Source organism: Oleomonas cavernae (assembly GCF_003590945.1).
Lineage (GTDB): Bacteria > Pseudomonadota > Alphaproteobacteria > Zavarziniales > Zavarziniaceae > Zavarzinia > Zavarzinia cavernae.
On record NZ_QYUK01000011.1, the window covers coordinates 1,275,513 to 1,292,489 of the forward strand.

Annotated in this window: 16 protein-coding genes and 1 pseudogene; 10 read left to right on the top strand and 7 right to left on the bottom strand. The window is 68.0% G+C overall.

The features are described from left to right. Window positions 1-2: 2 nt before the first annotated feature. Genes surE through D3874_RS09840 form a run of 4 tightly spaced genes read left to right on the top strand, consistent with a single transcriptional unit; the run spans window position 3 to window position 2,741 of the window. On the top strand, window positions 3-803 hold the full coding sequence (gene surE, locus D3874_RS30180; RefSeq protein ID WP_233560185.1) for a 5'/3'-nucleotidase SurE: 801 nt from the start codon (window positions 3-5) through the stop codon (window positions 801-803). A 3-nt stretch (window positions 804-806) separates the two neighbouring features. After that, window positions 807-1,448: a protein-L-isoaspartate(D-aspartate) O-methyltransferase gene (locus D3874_RS09835; protein ID WP_119777934.1), complete on the top strand. Its 642-nt coding sequence runs from the start codon at window positions 807-809 to the stop codon at window positions 1,446-1,448. A 31-nt stretch (window positions 1,449-1,479) separates the two neighbouring features. Then, window positions 1,480-1,821 (top strand): hypothetical protein, encoded by a 342-nt coding sequence (locus D3874_RS27920; RefSeq protein WP_147385604.1) that lies wholly within the window; start codon window positions 1,480-1,482, stop codon window positions 1,819-1,821. Further along, window positions 1,797-2,741, top strand: coding sequence for a LysM peptidoglycan-binding domain-containing M23 family metallopeptidase (locus D3874_RS09840; protein ID WP_119777935.1), 945 nt, complete (start codon window positions 1,797-1,799; stop codon window positions 2,739-2,741). The genes D3874_RS27920 and D3874_RS09840 overlap by 25 nt, the downstream gene beginning before the upstream one ends. A gap of 150 nt (window positions 2,742-2,891) precedes the next feature. On the opposite strand, the gene D3874_RS09845 is transcribed toward D3874_RS09840, so the two are convergent. After that, entirely contained in the window at window positions 2,892-3,752 is an 861-nt protein-coding gene (locus D3874_RS09845) for a LysR family transcriptional regulator (RefSeq protein ID WP_233559894.1), read from the bottom strand. A gap of 117 nt (window positions 3,753-3,869) precedes the next feature. Between D3874_RS09845 and D3874_RS09850 the strand changes: the two genes are divergently transcribed. Then, window positions 3,870-5,093, top strand: coding sequence for a YbfB/YjiJ family MFS transporter (locus D3874_RS09850; protein WP_119777936.1), 1,224 nt, complete (start codon window positions 3,870-3,872; stop codon window positions 5,091-5,093). A 2-nt stretch (window positions 5,094-5,095) separates the two neighbouring features. Further along, entirely contained in the window at window positions 5,096-6,160 is a 1,065-nt protein-coding gene (locus D3874_RS09855) for an NAD(P)H-dependent flavin oxidoreductase (protein WP_119777937.1), read from the top strand. Here D3874_RS09855 and D3874_RS09860 read toward each other — a convergent pair. From D3874_RS09860 to D3874_RS09885, 6 genes are all read right to left on the bottom strand, one after another. Beyond that, window positions 6,154-7,689 (bottom strand): ABC transporter ATP-binding protein, encoded by a 1,536-nt coding sequence (locus D3874_RS09860; protein WP_119777938.1) that lies wholly within the window; start codon window positions 7,687-7,689, stop codon window positions 6,154-6,156. The two genes, D3874_RS09855 and D3874_RS09860, sit on opposite strands and share 7 nt — an antisense overlap. Further along, the gene (gene biuH, locus D3874_RS09865; protein ID WP_119777939.1) at window positions 7,689-8,393 is read right to left on the bottom strand and encodes a biuret amidohydrolase; all 705 of its coding nucleotides are present in this window, start codon (window positions 8,391-8,393) and stop codon (window positions 7,689-7,691) included. Before biuH ends, D3874_RS09860 begins: the two co-directional genes overlap by 1 nt. A gap of 15 nt (window positions 8,394-8,408) precedes the next feature. Then, window positions 8,409-9,332 (bottom strand): ABC transporter permease, encoded by a 924-nt coding sequence (locus D3874_RS09870; protein WP_119777940.1) that lies wholly within the window; start codon window positions 9,330-9,332, stop codon window positions 8,409-8,411. Beyond that, on the bottom strand, window positions 9,329-10,375 hold the full coding sequence (locus D3874_RS09875) for an ABC transporter permease (RefSeq protein WP_233559895.1): 1,047 nt from the start codon (window positions 10,373-10,375) through the stop codon (window positions 9,329-9,331). Before D3874_RS09875 ends, D3874_RS09870 begins: the two co-directional genes overlap by 4 nt. A gap of 8 nt (window positions 10,376-10,383) precedes the next feature. Beyond that, window positions 10,384-11,577, bottom strand: a complete 1,194-nt coding sequence (locus tag D3874_RS09880; protein ID WP_233559896.1) for a BMP family ABC transporter substrate-binding protein — start codon at window positions 11,575-11,577, stop codon at window positions 10,384-10,386. A 127-nt stretch (window positions 11,578-11,704) separates the two neighbouring features. Next, the gene (locus D3874_RS09885) at window positions 11,705-12,565 is read right to left on the bottom strand and encodes an ATP-binding protein (RefSeq protein WP_119777941.1); all 861 of its coding nucleotides are present in this window, start codon (window positions 12,563-12,565) and stop codon (window positions 11,705-11,707) included. A gap of 110 nt (window positions 12,566-12,675) precedes the next feature. Between D3874_RS09885 and yajC the strand changes: the two genes are divergently transcribed. The 4 genes and pseudogenes from yajC (at window position 12,676) to D3874_RS09905 (ending at window position 16,960) form a co-directional block, all read left to right on the top strand. Then, a complete protein-coding gene (gene yajC, locus D3874_RS09890) occupies window positions 12,676-13,020 on the top strand; it encodes a preprotein translocase subunit YajC (protein WP_119777942.1) in 345 nt (114 codons plus the stop codon). Window positions 13,021-13,158: 138 nt separating this feature from the next. Then, the gene (gene secD, locus D3874_RS09895; protein WP_119777943.1) at window positions 13,159-15,738 is read left to right on the top strand and encodes a protein translocase subunit SecD; all 2,580 of its coding nucleotides are present in this window, start codon (window positions 13,159-13,161) and stop codon (window positions 15,736-15,738) included. A gap of 12 nt (window positions 15,739-15,750) precedes the next feature. Then, the gene (locus D3874_RS09900) at window positions 15,751-16,128 is read left to right on the top strand and encodes an Mth938-like domain-containing protein (RefSeq protein WP_119777944.1); all 378 of its coding nucleotides are present in this window, start codon (window positions 15,751-15,753) and stop codon (window positions 16,126-16,128) included. Window positions 16,129-16,154: 26 nt separating this feature from the next. Further along, window positions 16,155-16,960, top strand: a pseudogene (locus tag D3874_RS09905) (phytoene/squalene synthase family protein). Window positions 16,961-16,977 lie beyond the last annotated feature (17 nt).

Consider the following 16,977-nt stretch of genomic DNA (forward strand, 5'->3'; position numbering starts at 1 on the left):
CCATGGCTGAGACCGACGACAAGCCGCTGCGCATCCTGGTCACCAACGACGACGGCATCCATGCCCCCGGCCTGAAGATCCTGACCCAGATCGCCAAGGCCTTGAGCGGCGATGTCTGGGTCGTGGCGCCGGAGACCGAGCAATCGGGTGCGTCGCATTCGCTGACCCTGACCAAGCCCCTGCGCATCCGCAAGGTCGGCCCCAGGCGCTTCGCGGTCGAGGGCACGCCGACCGACTGCGTCATGCTGGCGCTCGAGACGATCATCAAGGGCCGCAAGCCCGACCTGGTGCTGTCGGGCGTCAACCGCGGCGCCAACATGGGCGAGGATGTAACCTATTCCGGCACGATCGCTGCCGCGATGGAGGGCACCTTCCTGGGCGTGCCGTCGATCGCGCTGAGCCAGTCCATGGGCTTCGACCGGTCGCAGCCGGTGCAATGGCCCTGCGCTGCCACCCATGGGCCGGCGGTGGTGCGCCGCCTGCTCGAAACCGGCTGGCCCGACGACGTGCTGATCAACGTGAATTTTCCCAACTGCGCGCCCGAAGCGGTGAGCGGCATTCGCGTCACCCACCAGGGGCGGCGCGGGGCGGCCAGCCTGTCGATCGACGAGCGCGTCGATGCCCGCGGCAATGCCTATTACTGGCTGGGCTATCGTCGCAACCCGGGCCCGGTCGAGCCCGATTCCGACATCGAGGCGGTCTACGCCGGCGCGATTTCCGTGACCGCCCTGCACATGAACCTCACCCATTACGACACCCAGGCCAGCCTGCGTCATGCCTTTGCGCAGAAGCCGGTCACCTGACCCATGGGCAGCGACACCGAGAAGGCGCAACTGATCCTGTCCCTGCGGCAGCAGGGGATCACGGACATGCGCATTCTCAACGCCATCGAGGCGATCCCGCGCGAGCGCTTCGTGCCGCCCGCCCTGGCCCACAAGGCCTATGAGGATACGGCGCTGCCGATCGCCGGCGGGCAGACCATCAGCCAGCCCTTCATCGTCGCCTACATGACCCAGGCGCTGGATGTCGGCCCGCGTCACAAGGTGCTGGAGATCGGCACCGGTTCCGGTTACCAGGCCGCCGTGCTGTGCAAGCTGTGCCGCCGGGTCTACACGGTGGAACGCCGCCGTGCCTTGATGCGCGAGGCCGAGCAGCGCCTCCACGACCTGCGGCTGCACAATGTCGTCACCAGGCTGGGCGACGGGGCCAAGGGCTGGCCCGAACAGGCGCCGTTCGAGCGCATCATGGTCACGGCCGCCGCCGCGGAAGTACCGTTGTCGCTGGTCGAGCAACTGGCCGACGGCGGCATCATGGTGCTGCCGGTCGGGCCGGTGCACGGCAACCAGGAAATCTGGCGGGTGCGCCGGGAAGGCGCGGACGCGGTCTATGAAAAATTGATGCCGGTGCGTTTCGTGCCTCTTGTGGCCGGCATCTTGCGCGACGATTGACGGACCGGGGCGGGGCTCGGAAACTGACGCCATGGCACTCTCGACTGCCCCCGCCTTGATTCGCACGACAGCCGCGCTGGCGCTTGCCCTATTGGCCGGCTGCGGCGGGCGTGAGGAATTGGCGCCGGTCGAGTATCTCGGCGGCGGCGGCGGTGCGGTCTCCAGCGGTGGCGGGGTCACCAGTGACGGGGAGGGGCCCGCGGTCGAGGCCGCCCCCCTGGCCCCGGTCGATCGCGGCGGCATCACGGCCACGCCTTTGTCGGAACCGGGCGCGGCGCCGGCCCCTGCGCTGGCGGCCCCACGGCCATCACCCCGGCACCGGGCGCGCCGGCAGCGGCCGGGGAAACCGTGGTCGCCCCCGGCGAGACCTTGAGCGCCGTGTCGAGGCGGACAGGCGTGCCACTGCGCGACCTGATCCAGCTCAACGGCCTGACCGCGCCCTTCACCTTGCAGCCGGGACAGAAGCTGCGCCTGCCGCAGGCCCAGTTCCACACCGTGGCGCCCGGCGACACCGTCTACAATATTTCCAAGCGCTACGGCGTCGATCAGGCCAGCCTGATGACGGAAAACGGCATCGCGCCGCCCTATACGATCAAGCTGGGCCAGACCCTGCGCATCCCCGGCCGGGTCGAGCCGGTGCCCGCCGCGGCCCCGGCCGTCGCCGAAGTGCCGCCGGCGGCCGAGCCGGTTACCGCGACCCCCGTGGCCGATGTCGCCCCGCCGATCGAAATCATCGAACCCGATCCCGACAGCCTGCCGCCGCCCCGCACCATGGCCGCTGCCCCGATCCCGGTGCCGCAGCCCGGGCGCAAGCCCTCGGCACCGGCCGGTGGCATCGTCACCCCGGGCGCCACCACGGCCGCGGTGACGCCGCCGCCGGCACCGGCGCCGGCGAGTACCGCCCGCTTTGCCTGGCCGGTGGTCGGCGACGTGATTTCAGGCTTCGGGCCCAAGGCCGGCGGACAGCACAACGACGGCATCAATATCCAGGTCGCGGCCGGCACCACGGTGCGCGCGGCCGATGCCGGCACCGTCGCCTATGCCGGCAACGAGATCCGCGGTTATGGCAACCTGGTGCTGATCCGCCATGCCAACGGCTGGATGACGGCCTATGCCCACAACGAGCAGATGCTGGTGAAACAAGGCGACAAGGTCGCCCGGGGCCAGGCGATCGCCCGGGTGGGGCACACCGGCAATGTCACCGTGCCGCAACTCCACTTCGAGATCCGCCGCAACGGCACGCCGATCGATCCGACGAAATACATGGAAGGCAGCGCCTCGGCCAGCGGCTAGATCAGTTTTCCGAAAAGCTGAAACACTGTACGTCATCCCCGCGAAGGCGGGGATCCACAGCTGTGACAGGCCGGGTCCGCTCCAGTATGCCCCGGCGGTGGATCCCCGCCTTCGCGGGGATGACGCGTTTCCATTCGACGGAAAAGCATTCTAGGCGGCCTGCACGGTTTCCAGAAACGCCTCGAAGGCGGCGGAGTGGTAGCCGCGGCGGCGGATCAGCATGGTGTCGACCGTGGCCAGCGGATGGGTGCACAGGTCCAGCACGGGGCGGTGGAGGTCCAGCACCGACCGGGGCACGACGCCGATGCTGCTGCCCGCCGCCACGCAGGCCAGAATGGCGTGGTAGGAGCCCAGTTCCAGCAGCTTCAACGGCTTCTCCCGCCCGATTGCCAGCCAATCCTCGGCCAGCCGGCGATAGGCGCAGCCCTGCTCGAAGGCCGCCAGGGTGTCGACACGCAAGTCGGCGGGGCTGGCGATGGCCGGGTGATGGCCGGGCAGAACCAGCAGCAATTCCTCGGTAAAGACCCGCACCGCCTCGAATTCGGCCGGCAGGCCGTCCATCCAGGGCGGCTGGGTGATGAAGGCGCAGTCCAGCTCATGGCCCAGTACCCGCTCGATCAGGATCTGGGTCGATCCGGTGGCCAGGGTCACGTCGACCGCCGGCCATCGGCTGTGAAAGCGGGCGAGGGGGACGGGCAGGCGGCTGGCGGCCGTGCTTTCCATGGTGCCGATGCGCAGGCGCCCGCCGGGCTTGCCCGGGCTGATCGCCTGGCGGGCCTCTTCGGCCAGGGATAGCAGGCGGTTGGCATAGGCCAGCAGGGTCTGGCCTTCCGGTGTCAAGGTCATGCGCTTGCCGTCGCGCAGGAACAGGGGCGCCCCCAGCTCATCCTCGAGCTGGCGCACCCGGGTGGTGACGTTCGATTGCGCCCGCTGCAACAGGTCGGCCGCTCGCGTCACGCTGCGCAGCTCTGCCACCGTTTTGAAGATTTCCAGCACCGCCAGATCCAACATCGGCTCCCCGACAAGGCCTCCATGCAAAAAATGATCTTCTAATAATATGGATAGCAGAAAATTATTCTTCACGCGTGATGAATCGCTGTGTCGGTTTCAGCCTGAGGGGTTGCTTCGATGGTTTCCATCCAGTCCGGCTCGCGTGCGGAACGTCCGATCAAGCCGTTGACGGTGGGTCTCACGGGCGCCTTGGCGCTGGCCGTCGCCATGGGCATCGGGCGCTTCGCCTTCACCCCGCTGCTGCCGATGATGCTGGCCGACAAACTCGTCGACCTGCCCGGCGGCGGTTGGCTCGCCACCGCCAACTACCTGGGCTACCTGCTGGGCGCCTTGCTGTGCATGATCCTGCCGCGCTTCGCCGATGCGGCGGCCATGGTGCGCCTGGGGCTGGCCGGCACCATCGTGGTGACCTTGGGCATGGCGCTGCCTTGGCCCGACCTGTGGCCGGTGCTGCGCTTCCTGGCCGGCGTCATGAGCGCCTTTGTCTTCATCTTCACCTCGGGCTGGTGTGTCGCCCGGCTGGCCAGGCTGGATGCCCAGGCCATGGGCGCGCTGATCTTCATCGGCCCGGGCTTGGGCATCATCCTTTCGGGCCTGATGACCAGCGGCATGGTCGCCCTGCACTGGACGGCGTCGACCGGCTGGGCCGTGCTGGGGCTTCTGGCCCTGGTGCTGACCGTCGTGGTCTGGCCGGTGTTCAGGGGAGGGGAGCACGTAGGCATCCCGGCGCCCGGCCAAGGCGCCGGCGTGCCTGCCCGCGGCAGCCGGGTCGAGCAGGGGCTGTTCACCCTGGCCTACGGCCTGGCCGGCCTTGGTTACATCATCACCGCGACCTTCCTGCCGGTGATCGCGCGAGAAGCCTTGCCGGGATCGATCTGGCTGGACCTGTTCTGGCCCGTGTTCGGCCTGGGCATCATGCTGGGGGCGGTGATCTCCACCCGTATTCCGGTGCGCGTCGATCCCCGGCTGATGCTGATCGGCCTCTACCTGCTGCAGGCCGCCGGCGTCATGATGGCGCTGTGGCTGCCCAGCGCTATGGGCTTTGCTCTGGGCAGCCTGATGGTCGGCGTGCCGATGACGGCCATCACCTTCTTTGCCATGCAGATCGTGCGCCGGCTGCGGCCCGATGGGGTGGCTGCTTTCATGGGGCTGCTCACGGTGCTCTACGGCCTGGGGCAGATCGCCGGCCCGCCCCTGGCCGCGGCGCTGCTGGCCCGTGCCGACAGCCATGCCCAGGGATTTGCCTTGTCGCTGGAATGCGCAGCGCTCAGCTTGGTGATCGGCGTGCTGATCTACCTGTGGCTGATCCGGGCCTATCCGGCAAAACAAGAAGGACACTGACCATGTGGCCCGACCGACGCATCCAGGATCTCTTCGGGATCGAGCTGCCGATCATCCAGGCCCCCATGGCCGGCGCCAACCTGTCCGACATGGCGATCGCGGTGTCGCAGGCGGGCGGCCTGGGCTCGCTGCCCTGCGCCGTGCTCGGCCCCGAGCAGGTCCGGGCCGAACTGGGCATCATCCGCCAGCGCACGGACAAGCCGTTCAACGTGAACTTCTTCTGCCACCAGGCGCCTGCCGCCGATCCGGCGCGGGAAGCTGCCTGGCGCCAGCGCCTGGCAGGTTACTACAGCGAATTCGGCATCGATCCCCAGGCCCCCATCCCCAGTTCCAACCGCGCGCCGTTCGACGCCACCCTGTGCGACCTGGTGGAGGCATTCAGGCCCAAGGTGGTCAGTTTCCATTTCGGCCTGCCCGAACAGGGGCTGTTCGACCGGGTGCGGGCGACCGGCGCCAGGATCATCTCCTCGGCCACCACGGTCGACGAGGCCCGCTGGCTGGAAGATCACGGCTGTGACGCGATCATCGCCCAGGGCTTCGAGGCGGGCGGTCACCGCGGCATCTTCCTGGGCAACGACATCTCGACCCAGGTCGGCACCATGGCCCTGGTGCCCCAGGTGGTGGACGCGGTGCGCGTGCCGGTGATCGCCGCTGGCGGCATCACCGATGCCCGCGGCATCGTCGCGGCCTTCGCCCTGGGTGCTGCGGCCGTGCAGCTCGGCACCGCCTATCTGTTCACGCCGGAAGCCAGGCTGACCCCGGCCCACGCCCGTGCACTGGCCCAGGCCAAGGAGAGCGAAACGGCGCTGACCAATGTCTTCACCGGCCGACCGGCGCGGGGCATCCTGAACCGCGTGATGCGCGAAGTGGGGCCGATCAGCGACCTCGCCCCGGCCTTTCCGCTGGCCGGCGGCGCCTTGATGCCGCTGCGGGCCAAATCGGAACCATCGGGCGATTTCATGTCGCTGTGGGCAGGCCAGGCCTTCCGCCTGGGCCGCGAGATGCCCGCCGGTGAATTGACCCGGACACTGGCGGCCGAAGCCCTGGCCCGGCTGGCGCCTCAGTGATGGCCGGCCATGTGGGCGCCGATCGTCCTGATGTCGACGTCGCGGTTCTGCGTTTCGTAGGCGATCTTGCCTTCCGACATCACCAGGATGCGGTCGGCAAGCTCGATCAGCTCATCCAGGTCTTCACTGACCAATAGAACCGCTGCGCCGCCATTGCGCGCCTTGACGATGCGCGAGCGGATTTCGGCCACGGCAGCGAAATCGAGGCCGAAGCAGGGATTGGCGACGATCAGCAAGTCGACCTCGCCGGTGAATTCCCGCGCCAATACCGCGCGCTGGACATTGCCGCCCGACAGGGTGGCGATGGCGGCCTGGGGCGAACTGGTCTTCACCTTGTAGGCTGCAATCATGTCGGTTGCATTCGCGGTAATCCGGCCGCGGTCGAGCAGCGCGGCCGGCTTGCCCGCCGGGGTTTCGTCGAAGATGCGGAAGGCCAGGTTTTCGGCCACCGACATCCTGGGCGCGCAGGCATTCTTCAGCGGCTCCTCCGGCAGCAGGCGGACCTTGTGCGCCCGCGTCTCCGCCCGGCTGGCGCCATAGGGCGTATCGTGCACCAGCACCGCGCCGGCGGCCGGCAGGCGCTGGCCGGCCAGCACCTCGACCAGCTCTTTCTGGCCGTTGCCCGAAATGCCGGCAATGCCCACGATCTCACGCCGATAGACGTCGAGGGCGGCCAGATCGACCTGGGTGAGGCCGGTGCGGCCGGTCACCTTGAGGTTGCGGATGGAGAGCACGGGCGCGCCGTCGTCCGGCACGCCTTCCTTGCCGCCGACGCTGGGCAGGGAAGTCGCGCCGACCATCATGGCGGCCATCTCGCCGGTCGAGAGTTCGGCGACCAGGCCCGACCCGGCGAGCCTGCCCCGGCGCAGGATGGTCACCCGGTCGGCGTAGCGCGTCACCTCGCGGAACTTGTGGGTGATCATCAGGATCGAGAGGCCCTTGTCGCGGGCCATGCCGCCCAGCAGGGTCAGCACCTCGTCGGCCTCGTCGGGGGTGAGGACCGAGGTCGGCTCGTCGAGGATCAGCACCCGGCGATCGAGATAGAGCTGCTTGAGGATTTCGGTCTTCTGCCGCTCGCCGGCCGAGAGCCGCTCGACCGGCTGGTCCAGGGGAACCTGGAAAGGCATGCGTTCCAGGAAGGCGGCGATGGCCGCGCGTTCGCGCCGCCAGTCGATGACGGTGGGCACGTCGACCCGCGACATGACCAGGTTTTCCGCGACCGTCATCGACGGCACCAGGGTGAAGTGCTGATAGACCATGCCGATGCCGAGCTTGTGGGCATCGCGCGGGTTGGCCATTTCGCGCTCGATGCCGTCGACCAGGATGGCGCCCTCGTCGACGCCCTGGTAGCCGATGATGCATTTGACCAGGGTCGATTTGCCGGCGCCGTTCTCGCCCAAGAGGGCGTGAACCTCGCCCCGTTCGATCCGTATGGAGACCTTTTCGAGCGCGGTGAAGGCGCCGAAGCGCTTGGTGATCTCGAACGCTTCGACCGCGGCCTCGGGGCGGGGGGCGTCCGGCTCGGTCATCACGGCAATCCCGCCAGCAGGGCCTTGGAACTGGCGACGGCACCGAACACGCCGCCCTGCATCTTCACCATGCTGAGCGCGGCCAGGTGGTTCTCGTGCTTGGTGGCGCCGCAGCAATCCTCGACCAGCAGGCATTCAAAGCCCAGGTCGTTGGCCTCGCGCATCGTGGTGTGGACGCAGACATCGGTGGTGATGCCGGTCAGCACGATATTGTCGATCCGCCGCTGCTTGAGGATCAGGGCCAGGTCGGTGGCGCAGAACGAACCCTTGCCCGGCTTGTCGATGATCACCTCGCCGGCGATGGGGGCGAGGTCGGGAATGATTTCCCAGCCCGGTTCGCCGCGGATCAGGATGCGGCCGCAGGGGCCGGGATCGCCGATGCCCGCCCCGATGCGCTGCGAGCGCCAGCGCTTGTTGGGTGGCAGGTCGGCCAGGTCGGGGCGGTGGCCCTCGCGGGTGTGGATGATGTGGTAGCCCTTGGCGCGCATGGCGGCGAGCACGGCCTTGATCGGTTCGATCGGCGCCTGGGTCAGCGACAGGTCGTAGCCCATGTGGTCGACATAGCCGCCCTTGCCGCAGAAATCGATCTGCATGTCGATGATGATCAGCGCCGTATTGCCGGGGCGCAGGTCGCCGTTCCACGGCCAGGCATAGGGCTCGGCGGCGACTGGGCCTTGCTCGGGGGCGGGTTGGGCTTGGGCCATGGCGACCTCCTGTTCCTATTTGGTAATCGACAACTCGCCCGGTGCGCCGGCCAGCGAGCGGGTGGGCGAGGCGGTGGCGATCATGATGGCAAGGGTGAGCACATAGGGGGCGGCATAGAACAGGTAGTAGCCTTGGGTGACGCCGACCGATTGCAGGGCCGGGCCCAGGGCGCCCGCACCGCCGAACAGCAGCGCCGCCCAGAAGCAGGACAGCGGGTTCCAGCGCGCGAAGATGACCAGCGCCACCGCCATCAAGCCCTGGCCCGACGAGATGCCCTCGTTCCAGCTTCCTGGATAGTAGAGCGAGAGATAAGCCCCGCCGAAGCCGGCCAGCATGGAACCGAATGCGGTGCAAAGGATGCGGATGCGGTTCACGCCATAGCCCATGGCGCGCGCCGCATCCGCGCTGTCCCCGACCATGCGGATGACGAGCCCAAGCCTGGTATTGCGGAAGCCCCACCACAGCACCAGCGCCAGCGCGATCCCGATCAGGAACAGGACATTGATCCGCAGCGCCGCCTGAAGCTGTGGAATATCCGACCAGCCGCCGAAATCGATCGCCGGCAGATCCGGGGCGACCGGCTGGATGTAGGGCTTGCCGAAGAAGAAGGCGAGGCCGGTGCCCAGCAGCATCAAGGCGATGCCCAGGGCGATGTCGTTGACCCGCGGCAGGGAACAGGCCAGGCCGTGGAACACCCCGAACAGGACGCCGGCCAGGCCGCCGGCCAGCAGCCCGGCCCAGGCGGAATCGGTCGAGTAGGCCATGGCGTAACCGGCCATGGCCCCGAAGACGAGCGTGCCTTCCAGGCCCAGGTTGATGCGGCCCGATTTCTCGGTCACGCACTCGCCCAGGCTGACGAACAGGAACGGGGTGGAGACGCGGATGGCGCCGCCCAGCACCGCGATCGGAACCCCCCAGAGACCCAGGTCCTCGCTCATGCCGCGGCCCTCTTGAACAGCTTGAACCGGCCATAGGCGGTTTCGCTCAGCAGGATGGTGACGAAGAGAATGCCCTGGAGCACCAGCACGGTCGCATCCGGCAGGCCCATGCGCCGCTGGATCAGGCCGCCCGCGGCGGCGATGCCGCCCAGCAGGATCGCCACCGGGATGACACCCAGGGGGTTATGGCGGGCGAGGAAGGCGACCAGGATCCCGGCATAGCCATAGCCGGCGATCAGCGAGGCATTGGCGCTGCCCTGGACCGCCGCCACCTCGAACATGCCGGCCAGCCCGGCGCAGGCCCCGCCCAGGCCGGTCATGGCCAGGATCAGGCGGCCCACGGCCAGGCCCTGGAGCTGGGCCGCGCGGACATTGGCGCCGGTCATGCGGGCGCCAAAGCCGAAGGTCGTCCGCTCGATCAGGAACCAGGCGATGATGCAGGCGATGATGCCGACGACGAGGCCCCAATGCACATCCATGCCTGGGATCAGGCCGATCCTGAAGGCCTCGTCGATCGGCGCGGTGGAGGGCTTGTTGAGGCTGGCGGGATCGCGCAGCGGCCCTTCGACCAGGTGATTCATGAGGGCGATGGCGATATAGGCCATCAGCAGGCTGGAGATGGTCTCGTTGACGCCCCGGTAGTGCCGCAGGGCCCCCACCGCGCCGATCCACACACCGCCCGCCAGCATAGCGGCCAGCGCCATCGCCAGCAGCCCGACCAGGGACGGGGCGCCGACCATGACATTGGCCATCGCCGCCGCCGCCAGCCCGCCCAGGACGATAGCCCCTTCGCCGCCGATGACCACCAGGCCCAGGCGGGCGGGCAGGGCGACGCACAGCCCGGCCAGCAACAGGGGCGCTGCCCGCAGCAAGGTGTTCTGCAGGGAAAACCAGGTGCCGAAGCCGCCCTTGTACATCAGGCTGTAGAACTCGACCGGCGACTTGCCCACCAGCGCGATGAACACGCCGAACAGGGCAAGGCCGGCGAGCAGGGCGGCGACCGGAATCGCCACCCCCTCGAGGCGCGGCAGCAGCGCTTTCACGGGCCGCCTCAGGACGTCGAGCCGATCACCCCTTCGACCAGATAGTTCAAGCTTTCCAGTTCGACCGCGGTCTCGACATAGGCCTTGCCGGCCGCGACCACCTCGTTGCCCTTGTTGTCCTTGAGCGGCCCCTTGATGACGGCATAGCCGCCTTTGAGGATCTCGGCCTTCACCGCGTCCGCGTTGGCACGCGCCGCGGCCGAGACGGCGGGGCCATAGGCGCTGGTCTTGATGAAACCGTCGGCAAGGCCGCCGCGCACGAAGTTGGGCAGGGGTTCGCCGGCGAGCGCCTTCTCGACGAACATCTTGTAGACCACGGCCCAGTTCCATTCGGCGCCGGTCAGATACTTCTCCGGTGCCAGCGGGGCCTGGCTGGCGTGATAGCCGCAAACATAGGCGCCACGCCCGGCCGCGGTCTCGACCACCACCTTGGGCCCGTCGACATGGCAGGTGACGACGTCGACCCCCTGGTCGGCCAGGGCATTGGTCGCCTCGGCTTCCTTGACCGCCATCGACCATTCGCCGGTGAAGATGACCTGGGTGGTGATCGAGGGATCGACCGAGCGGGCGCCGAGGGCGAAGGAGTTGATATTCAGGAGGACCTGCGGGATGGGCTTGGCGGCGACGAAGCCGAGCTTCTTCGACTTGCTCGCATGGGCGGCGACGATGCCGTTGAGGTACTGGCCCATGCCGATATAGCCGAAGTAGGAGCCGGCGTTGGCCTGGTGCTTGGCCTTGTCCCAAAGGCCGCCGCAGTGGCGGAACTGAACCTCGGGGAACTTGGCGCACATGGCCAGCATATGCGGGTCGAAATAGCCAAACGAGGTGGGGAAGACCAGCGACGCGCCGTCGAGGTTGATCATGCTCTCCATGGTCTTCTGCACCGCCACGGTCTCGGCGACATTCTCCTCCTCGACCACGGTGACGCCGCTGATGCCCTTGATCGCCGCGGCCCCTTCGGCATGGGCCTGGTTGTAGCCGAAATCGTCCTTGGGCCCGACATAGATGAAGCCGACGGTCAGGCCGGCGGCGCGGGCCTGGCGGGCGGGCAGGCCGAGGACACCCAGCGCGGTGGCGCCGGCCCCGCCATCAGGACGCTGCGCCGCGAAATCGATTTGGCATTGAACATTGCATAGCCCCTGTTCGACCCATGGGACCCGGCCGCGCTGGGCCCGGGGTCCCGTCCAGGGAATTGTATGCAACCGATATGCCAAGAGAATATGGCGGAAAACAAAGCCAGAAGAAGGACGGGCGCCCCAAAAATCGGCGCGCCCGATGGGCAATTGATTAGAAATTAGGCGGCATCTTCGATTGCCTTAAAAATGCCCTTCAGTCCTTCAGCGGCTGGCCCAGGCGCCCCGCCAGGTCCTGGATGAATTGCCAGGCGACGCGGCCCGACCGGCTGCCGCGGGTCATGGCCCATTCGATGGCCTCGGCGCGCAGGCGCTCGGGCTCGATCTTCAGGTCGAAATGGCCGGCATAGCCGGTGACCATGGCCAGATAATCGTCCTGCGGGCAGGCGTGGAAGCCCAGCCACAGGCCGAATCGGTCGGACAGGGAGACCTTTTCCTCGACCGCTTCGCCCGGGTTGATCGCGGTCGAACGCTCGTTCTCGATCATGTCGCGCGACAAGAGGTGGCGCCGGTTCGAGGTGGCATAGAACAGGACATTGGCCGGCCGGCCCTCGACCCCGCCTTCAAGCACGGCTTTCAGCGACTTGTAGCTGGTGTCGTTGTTGTCGAAGGAGAGGTCGTCGCAGAACAGCAGGAAGCGCCGCTCGATCCCGCGCAAGCGGCGCAGCAGCTCCGGCAGGGTGGTGAGGTCCTCGCGGTGGATTTCGACCAGGGCGATGCGGCCCGGGTGGGCCTTGGCGACGGCGGCATGGGCGGCCTTCACCAGCGAGCTCTTGCCCATGCCGCGGGCGCCCCACAGCAGGACATTGTTGGCCGGCAGGCCGGCGGCGAATTGCCGTGTATTTTCAAGCAGCAGGTCGCGCACCCGGTCGACCCCGCGCAACAGCTCGATGGGGATCCGCGCAACCTGCGGCACCCCCTCGAGACGGGGCGGATCGGCATGCCAGACATAGGCCTCGAAGGCCGTCGGGTCGGCGCCGGCGGCGGCCTGGGGCGCCAGGCGGTCCAGGCTGTCGGCGATGCGGGCGAGCAGGGTGATGAGTCGGTCGTCGGTCATGGCGGCGCACGCTAGCATGGAGGGCAAAATGGGCGGAGCCTGCGATTTGCATTCCCCCCTGTGTCGCTATAGTCCGCGCGTTTCTATCTTACGCAGAGAATGGCGATCCCATGTTGATTTCGACGGCCTATGCCCAAGCAGCCGGTGGGGCCACCGGCGGTGGCGCAGACCTCCTTATCCAGCTTGCTCCGCTGGTTCTCATTTTCATCGTCTTCTATTTCCTGATGATCCGGCCCCAGCAGAAGCGGATGAAGGAACATCGTGCCCTGCTCGAGGCGGTGCGGCGCGGTGACGTGGTGGTGGCCGGCAGCGGCATCATCGGCAAGGTCGCCAAGGTGCAGGACGGTGAAATCGTCCTCGAAGTGGCCGAGGGCGTGCGCATCCGCATGCTGAAAAGCACGGTCACCGAGGTGCGCACCAAGGGCCAGCCGGTCGGCGACGACGCCGGCAAGTAATCCTCGGTGCCTCGCCGTCCCGGCCGAAGGGCCGGGATCCTGGCGTGGCCCAGGCTCAAAGACCACTGGTCACAAGGTCCCGGATAGCCGCGTCGCGGCTTCCGGGATGACGAAATAGAACAGAATCAGGCGCGCAAGATGATCCAGTATCCCCGTTGGAAGATCCTCCTCTACATGGGCATCGTTGTCCTGGGGGTGATTTTCGCCGCGCCGAACCTGTTCACCAAGGAGACCCTGGCCGGCCTGCCGAGCTGGGTGCCGCAGAAGCAGATCAGCCTAGGCCTGGACATCCGCGGCGGCGCGCACATGGCGCTGGAAGTCGACACCCGGACGGTGATCAAGGACCGGCTCGAAGGGCTGGTCGATTCGGTCCGCACGGCGCTGGTCGGCGGCGGCATTCGCTATACCGGGCTGGGCGTTTCAGGCGACAGCGTCACGGTGACGGTCACCGACCCGGCGCAGTTCGAACAGGCCCGTCAGCACCTGCGCGACCTGGCGACCTCGGTCGGTGGCGGCGTCCTGGGCGGCGGCGTGCCCGACATCGACGTGACCAGCGACGGCAATCGCCTGATCCTGACGCTCAGCCAGGCCGGCATCCAGGAACGGGTTACCGGCGCCATCAACCAGAGCCTCGAGATCGTCCGCCGGCGCATCGACGAAACCGGCACCGCGGAGGCGACCGTCGCCCGCCAGGGTGCCGACCAGATCGTGGTCCAGTTGCCCGGCGTGCAGGATACCCAGCGGATCAAGGAATTGCTGGGCAAGACCGCGAAGATGACCTTCCGCATGGTCGAGAACGTGGACCCGATGCAGCTTGCCACCGGCCGGGCGCCCGCCGGGACCGAGATCCTGATGGACGAGCCGCGGGGCACCGCCCAGCCCCTGCCGATCGCGGTGCGCAAGAAGGTGCTGCTCTCCGGCGAGATGCTGGTCGACGCCCGCGCCATGTCCGATCCGCAGGGAGGCGGGTGGGTGGTTACCTTCCGTTTCAACAGCGAAGGCGCCAAGCGCTTCGCCGATGCGACGCGGGACAATGTCGGTCAGCGCTTCGCCATCGTGCTGGACGACGAGGTGATTTCGGCCCCTGTGATCAACGAGCCGATCCTGGGCGGCTCCGGCCAGATCAGCGGCAACTTCACGGCGCAGACCGCCAACGACCTGGCCATCCTGCTACGTGCCGGCGCCCTGCCGGCACCGCTGACCCCGATCGAGGAACGCACCGTCGGCCCTGACCTGGGTTCGGACGCGATCGCGGCGGGCCAGCTCTCGGGCCTCATCGGGACGGTGCTGGTCGTCGCCTTCATGCTGCTGCTCTATTCGGTGACCGGTTTCATCGCGGTGGTGGCGCTGATCGCCAATATCGTGCTGACCATCGCCATCCTGACCCTGATGGGCGCGACCCTGACCCTGCCCGGCATCGCCGGCCTGGTGCTGTCGATCGGCATCGCGGTCGATGCCAACGTCCTGATCAACGAGCGCATCCGCGAGGAAACCATGCTCGGGCGCAGCGCCATGGCCGCCCTGCACCAGGGCTTCGACCGCGCTTACGCCACCATCATCGACAGCCACGTCACCGCGCTGCTCGCCGTCGCCACGCTGTTCTTCTTCGGCGAAGGGCCGGTGCGCGGCTTTGCCATCGCCATGGGCATCGGCATCATCCTGTCGCTGTTCACCGCCGTCGCCCTGGTGCGGGTGGGCATGGTCTACTGGCTGAAGTGGACCAAGCGCAAGGTCCTGGAGATCAAGGCCCTGTTCGGCCTGCGCCGCCTGATCCCGGAACACACCTCGATCCGCTTCATGCGCGGCCGCTTTGCCGGGCTTGCCGTGTCGGCCTTCCTGTCGACCGCCTCGATCATCATGTTCTTCGTGCCGGGCCTGCACTACGGCATCGATTTCTCGGGCGGCATCATCGTCGAGGTGCGCACGCAGGGGCCGGCCGACCTGGGCACCATGCGCAGCGGTCTCGATGCCCTGAACCTGGGCGAAGTCTCGCTGCAGGAATTCGGTGGCCCGTCTGACGTCCTGGTACGCCTGCCGCGCCAGGCGGGTGGCGAAGATGCCCAGAACAAGGCGGTCGAGCAGGTCCGTGCCAAGCTGGGCGAGATCGCGCCGGGTGCCAACCTGCGCCGGGTCGAGGTGGTCGGGCCGCGCGTCTCGGGGCAATTGGTCGAGAGCGGCATCCTGGCCGTCGTGCTCTCCTTCGCGATCATGCTGATCTACATCTGGTGGCGCTTCGAATGGCAATTCGGCGTCGGCGCCGTGGTGACCTTGATCCTGGATATCACCAAGACCGTGGGTTTCTTCGCCCTGACCGGCATCGAGTTCAACCTGACCGCCGTCGCCGCCATCCTGACCCTGATCGGTTACTCGATGAACGACAAGGTCGTGGTCTATGACCGCATGCGCGAGAACCTGCGCAAGTACAAGTCCATGCCGCTGCGCGAGCTGATCGACCTCTCGATCAACTCGACCCTGACCCGGACCATCTTCACCTCGGTCACCACCTTCCTGGCCATGGCCCCCATGGCGATCTTCGGTGGTTCCGCCGTGTCGGGCTTTGCCCAGGTGATCCTGTTCGGCATCGTGGTCGGCACTTCGTCGTCGATCTTCATCGCCGCACCCATCCTGCTGTTCCTAGGCGAGGGCCGCCTGCGCCGCGGCACCGCCCAGGGCAGCGAGGCGACCAAGCGCGGGGCGGCGACCCCGGCCAAGAGCTGACGGGCCAGCACCATGGCGCCGCTGCGCGAAATCGAACAGGCGTCGCGCCGCATCGAACGCTATGGCGCCGGCACCTTCCGGATCGAGGGCACCGTGCACCAGGGCGCGGTGCTCCTCACCCAGCGCGGGGTCACGGGCTGGAACACGGTCGATCTCGCCCGGGCCACGGCGGATGATGTCGCCGCGATCATCGCCGCCCGCGACGATTTCGAGTTCGTGCTGATCGGCAGCGGTGCGAAGATGACCCTGATGGCCAAGGCCGCGCGCGAGGCGCTGAAGGCGGCCGGCATCCGCTTCGATGTCATGGATACGGGGGCGGCCTGCCGGACGTTCAATGTGCTGGTCGCCGAAGGCCGCCGGGTTGCCGCCGCCCTGATCCCCGTGCCGTGACGGAGCCGGTGTCACTTGGCGAGTTCATGCGGACCAGCGATCCCGACCGTTTCCTGACCGCGCTGTTCGCCCCGCCCGACCGGCGCGAGGCGCTCTTCGCGCTCTATGCCTTCAATTTCGAAGTGGCCCGGGTGCGGGAAATCGTCTCCGACGCCATGATCGGCCAGATCCGCCTGCAATGGTGGCGCGATGCCCTGGACGAGATCGCCCTGGGCAAGATGCCCCGCGCGCACGAGGTCGTGGTCCCCCTGGCCGCGGCCATCCGCGCCCATGACCTGCCGCTTGTAACGTTCGAACGCCTGATCGATGCCCGCGAGCTCGACCTCGACGACCAGCCGCCGCCGACCTTGGCCAGCCTCAATGTCTATCTGGACGGGTCATCGGCCAGCCTGGTCGAACTGGCCCTGGCCGTGCTGGGGGTGCGCGACGGGGCGCACGAGGCGGCCCACGCGGCCGGCATCGGTTACGCCCTGGCCGGCCTGCTGCGCGCCCTGCCGTTCCATGCCGGCAGCCGGCGCCTGTACCTGCCGGCCGATCTCATGGCCCGCCACGGTGTCGATAGCGACGAGTTGGTCGCCGGCCGGCCGCCGCCGGGCTGAAGATCCTGGTCGACGAACTGGCCGGGGTGGCGCGCGATCACCTGGAGGCTGCGGCAAAGGCGGCACGCGATTTGCCCCGGACGGCGATCCCGGCCCTGTTGCCGGTGACCATTGCGCGGGGCTGGCTGAAAGACCTGGCGCGTAACGGCCACGATCCCTTCATCGCCCCGCCCGAGCGCCCCCTGCGCCGCCTGGCACGGGTCACCTGGGCCGCCCAGCGCGGCCGTATCTAGCCGCAACACTCAACCGT

Coding starts and splice junctions, on each gene's coding strand:
- D3874_RS09845 (WP_233559894.1), bottom strand. CDS start 3,752: ATGTTGGATCTGGCGGTGCTGGAAATCTTCAAAACGGTGGCAGAGCTG.
- D3874_RS09835 (WP_119777934.1), top strand. CDS start 807: ATGGGCAGCGACACCGAGAAGGCGCAACTGATCCTGTCCCTGCGGCAG.
- D3874_RS09855 (WP_119777937.1), top strand. CDS start 5,096: ATGTGGCCCGACCGACGCATCCAGGATCTCTTCGGGATCGAGCTGCCG.
- D3874_RS09860 (WP_119777938.1), bottom strand. CDS start 7,689: ATGACCGAGCCGGACGCCCCCCGCCCCGAGGCCGCGGTCGAAGCGTTC.
- surE (WP_233560185.1), top strand. CDS start 3: ATGGCTGAGACCGACGACAAGCCGCTGCGCATCCTGGTCACCAACGAC.
- yajC (WP_119777942.1), top strand. CDS start 12,676: ATGTTGATTTCGACGGCCTATGCCCAAGCAGCCGGTGGGGCCACCGGC.
- D3874_RS09870 (WP_119777940.1), bottom strand. CDS start 9,332: ATGAGCGAGGACCTGGGTCTCTGGGGGGTTCCGATCGCGGTGCTGGGC.
- D3874_RS09850 (WP_119777936.1), top strand. CDS start 3,870: ATGGTTTCCATCCAGTCCGGCTCGCGTGCGGAACGTCCGATCAAGCCG.
- biuH (WP_119777939.1), bottom strand. CDS start 8,393: ATGGCCCAAGCCCAACCCGCCCCCGAGCAAGGCCCAGTCGCCGCCGAG.
- secD (WP_119777943.1), top strand. CDS start 13,159: ATGATCCAGTATCCCCGTTGGAAGATCCTCCTCTACATGGGCATCGTT.
- D3874_RS09885 (WP_119777941.1), bottom strand. CDS start 12,565: ATGACCGACGACCGACTCATCACCCTGCTCGCCCGCATCGCCGACAGC.
- D3874_RS09900 (WP_119777944.1), top strand. CDS start 15,751: ATGGCGCCGCTGCGCGAAATCGAACAGGCGTCGCGCCGCATCGAACGC.
- D3874_RS27920 (WP_147385604.1), top strand. CDS start 1,480: ATGGCACTCTCGACTGCCCCCGCCTTGATTCGCACGACAGCCGCGCTG.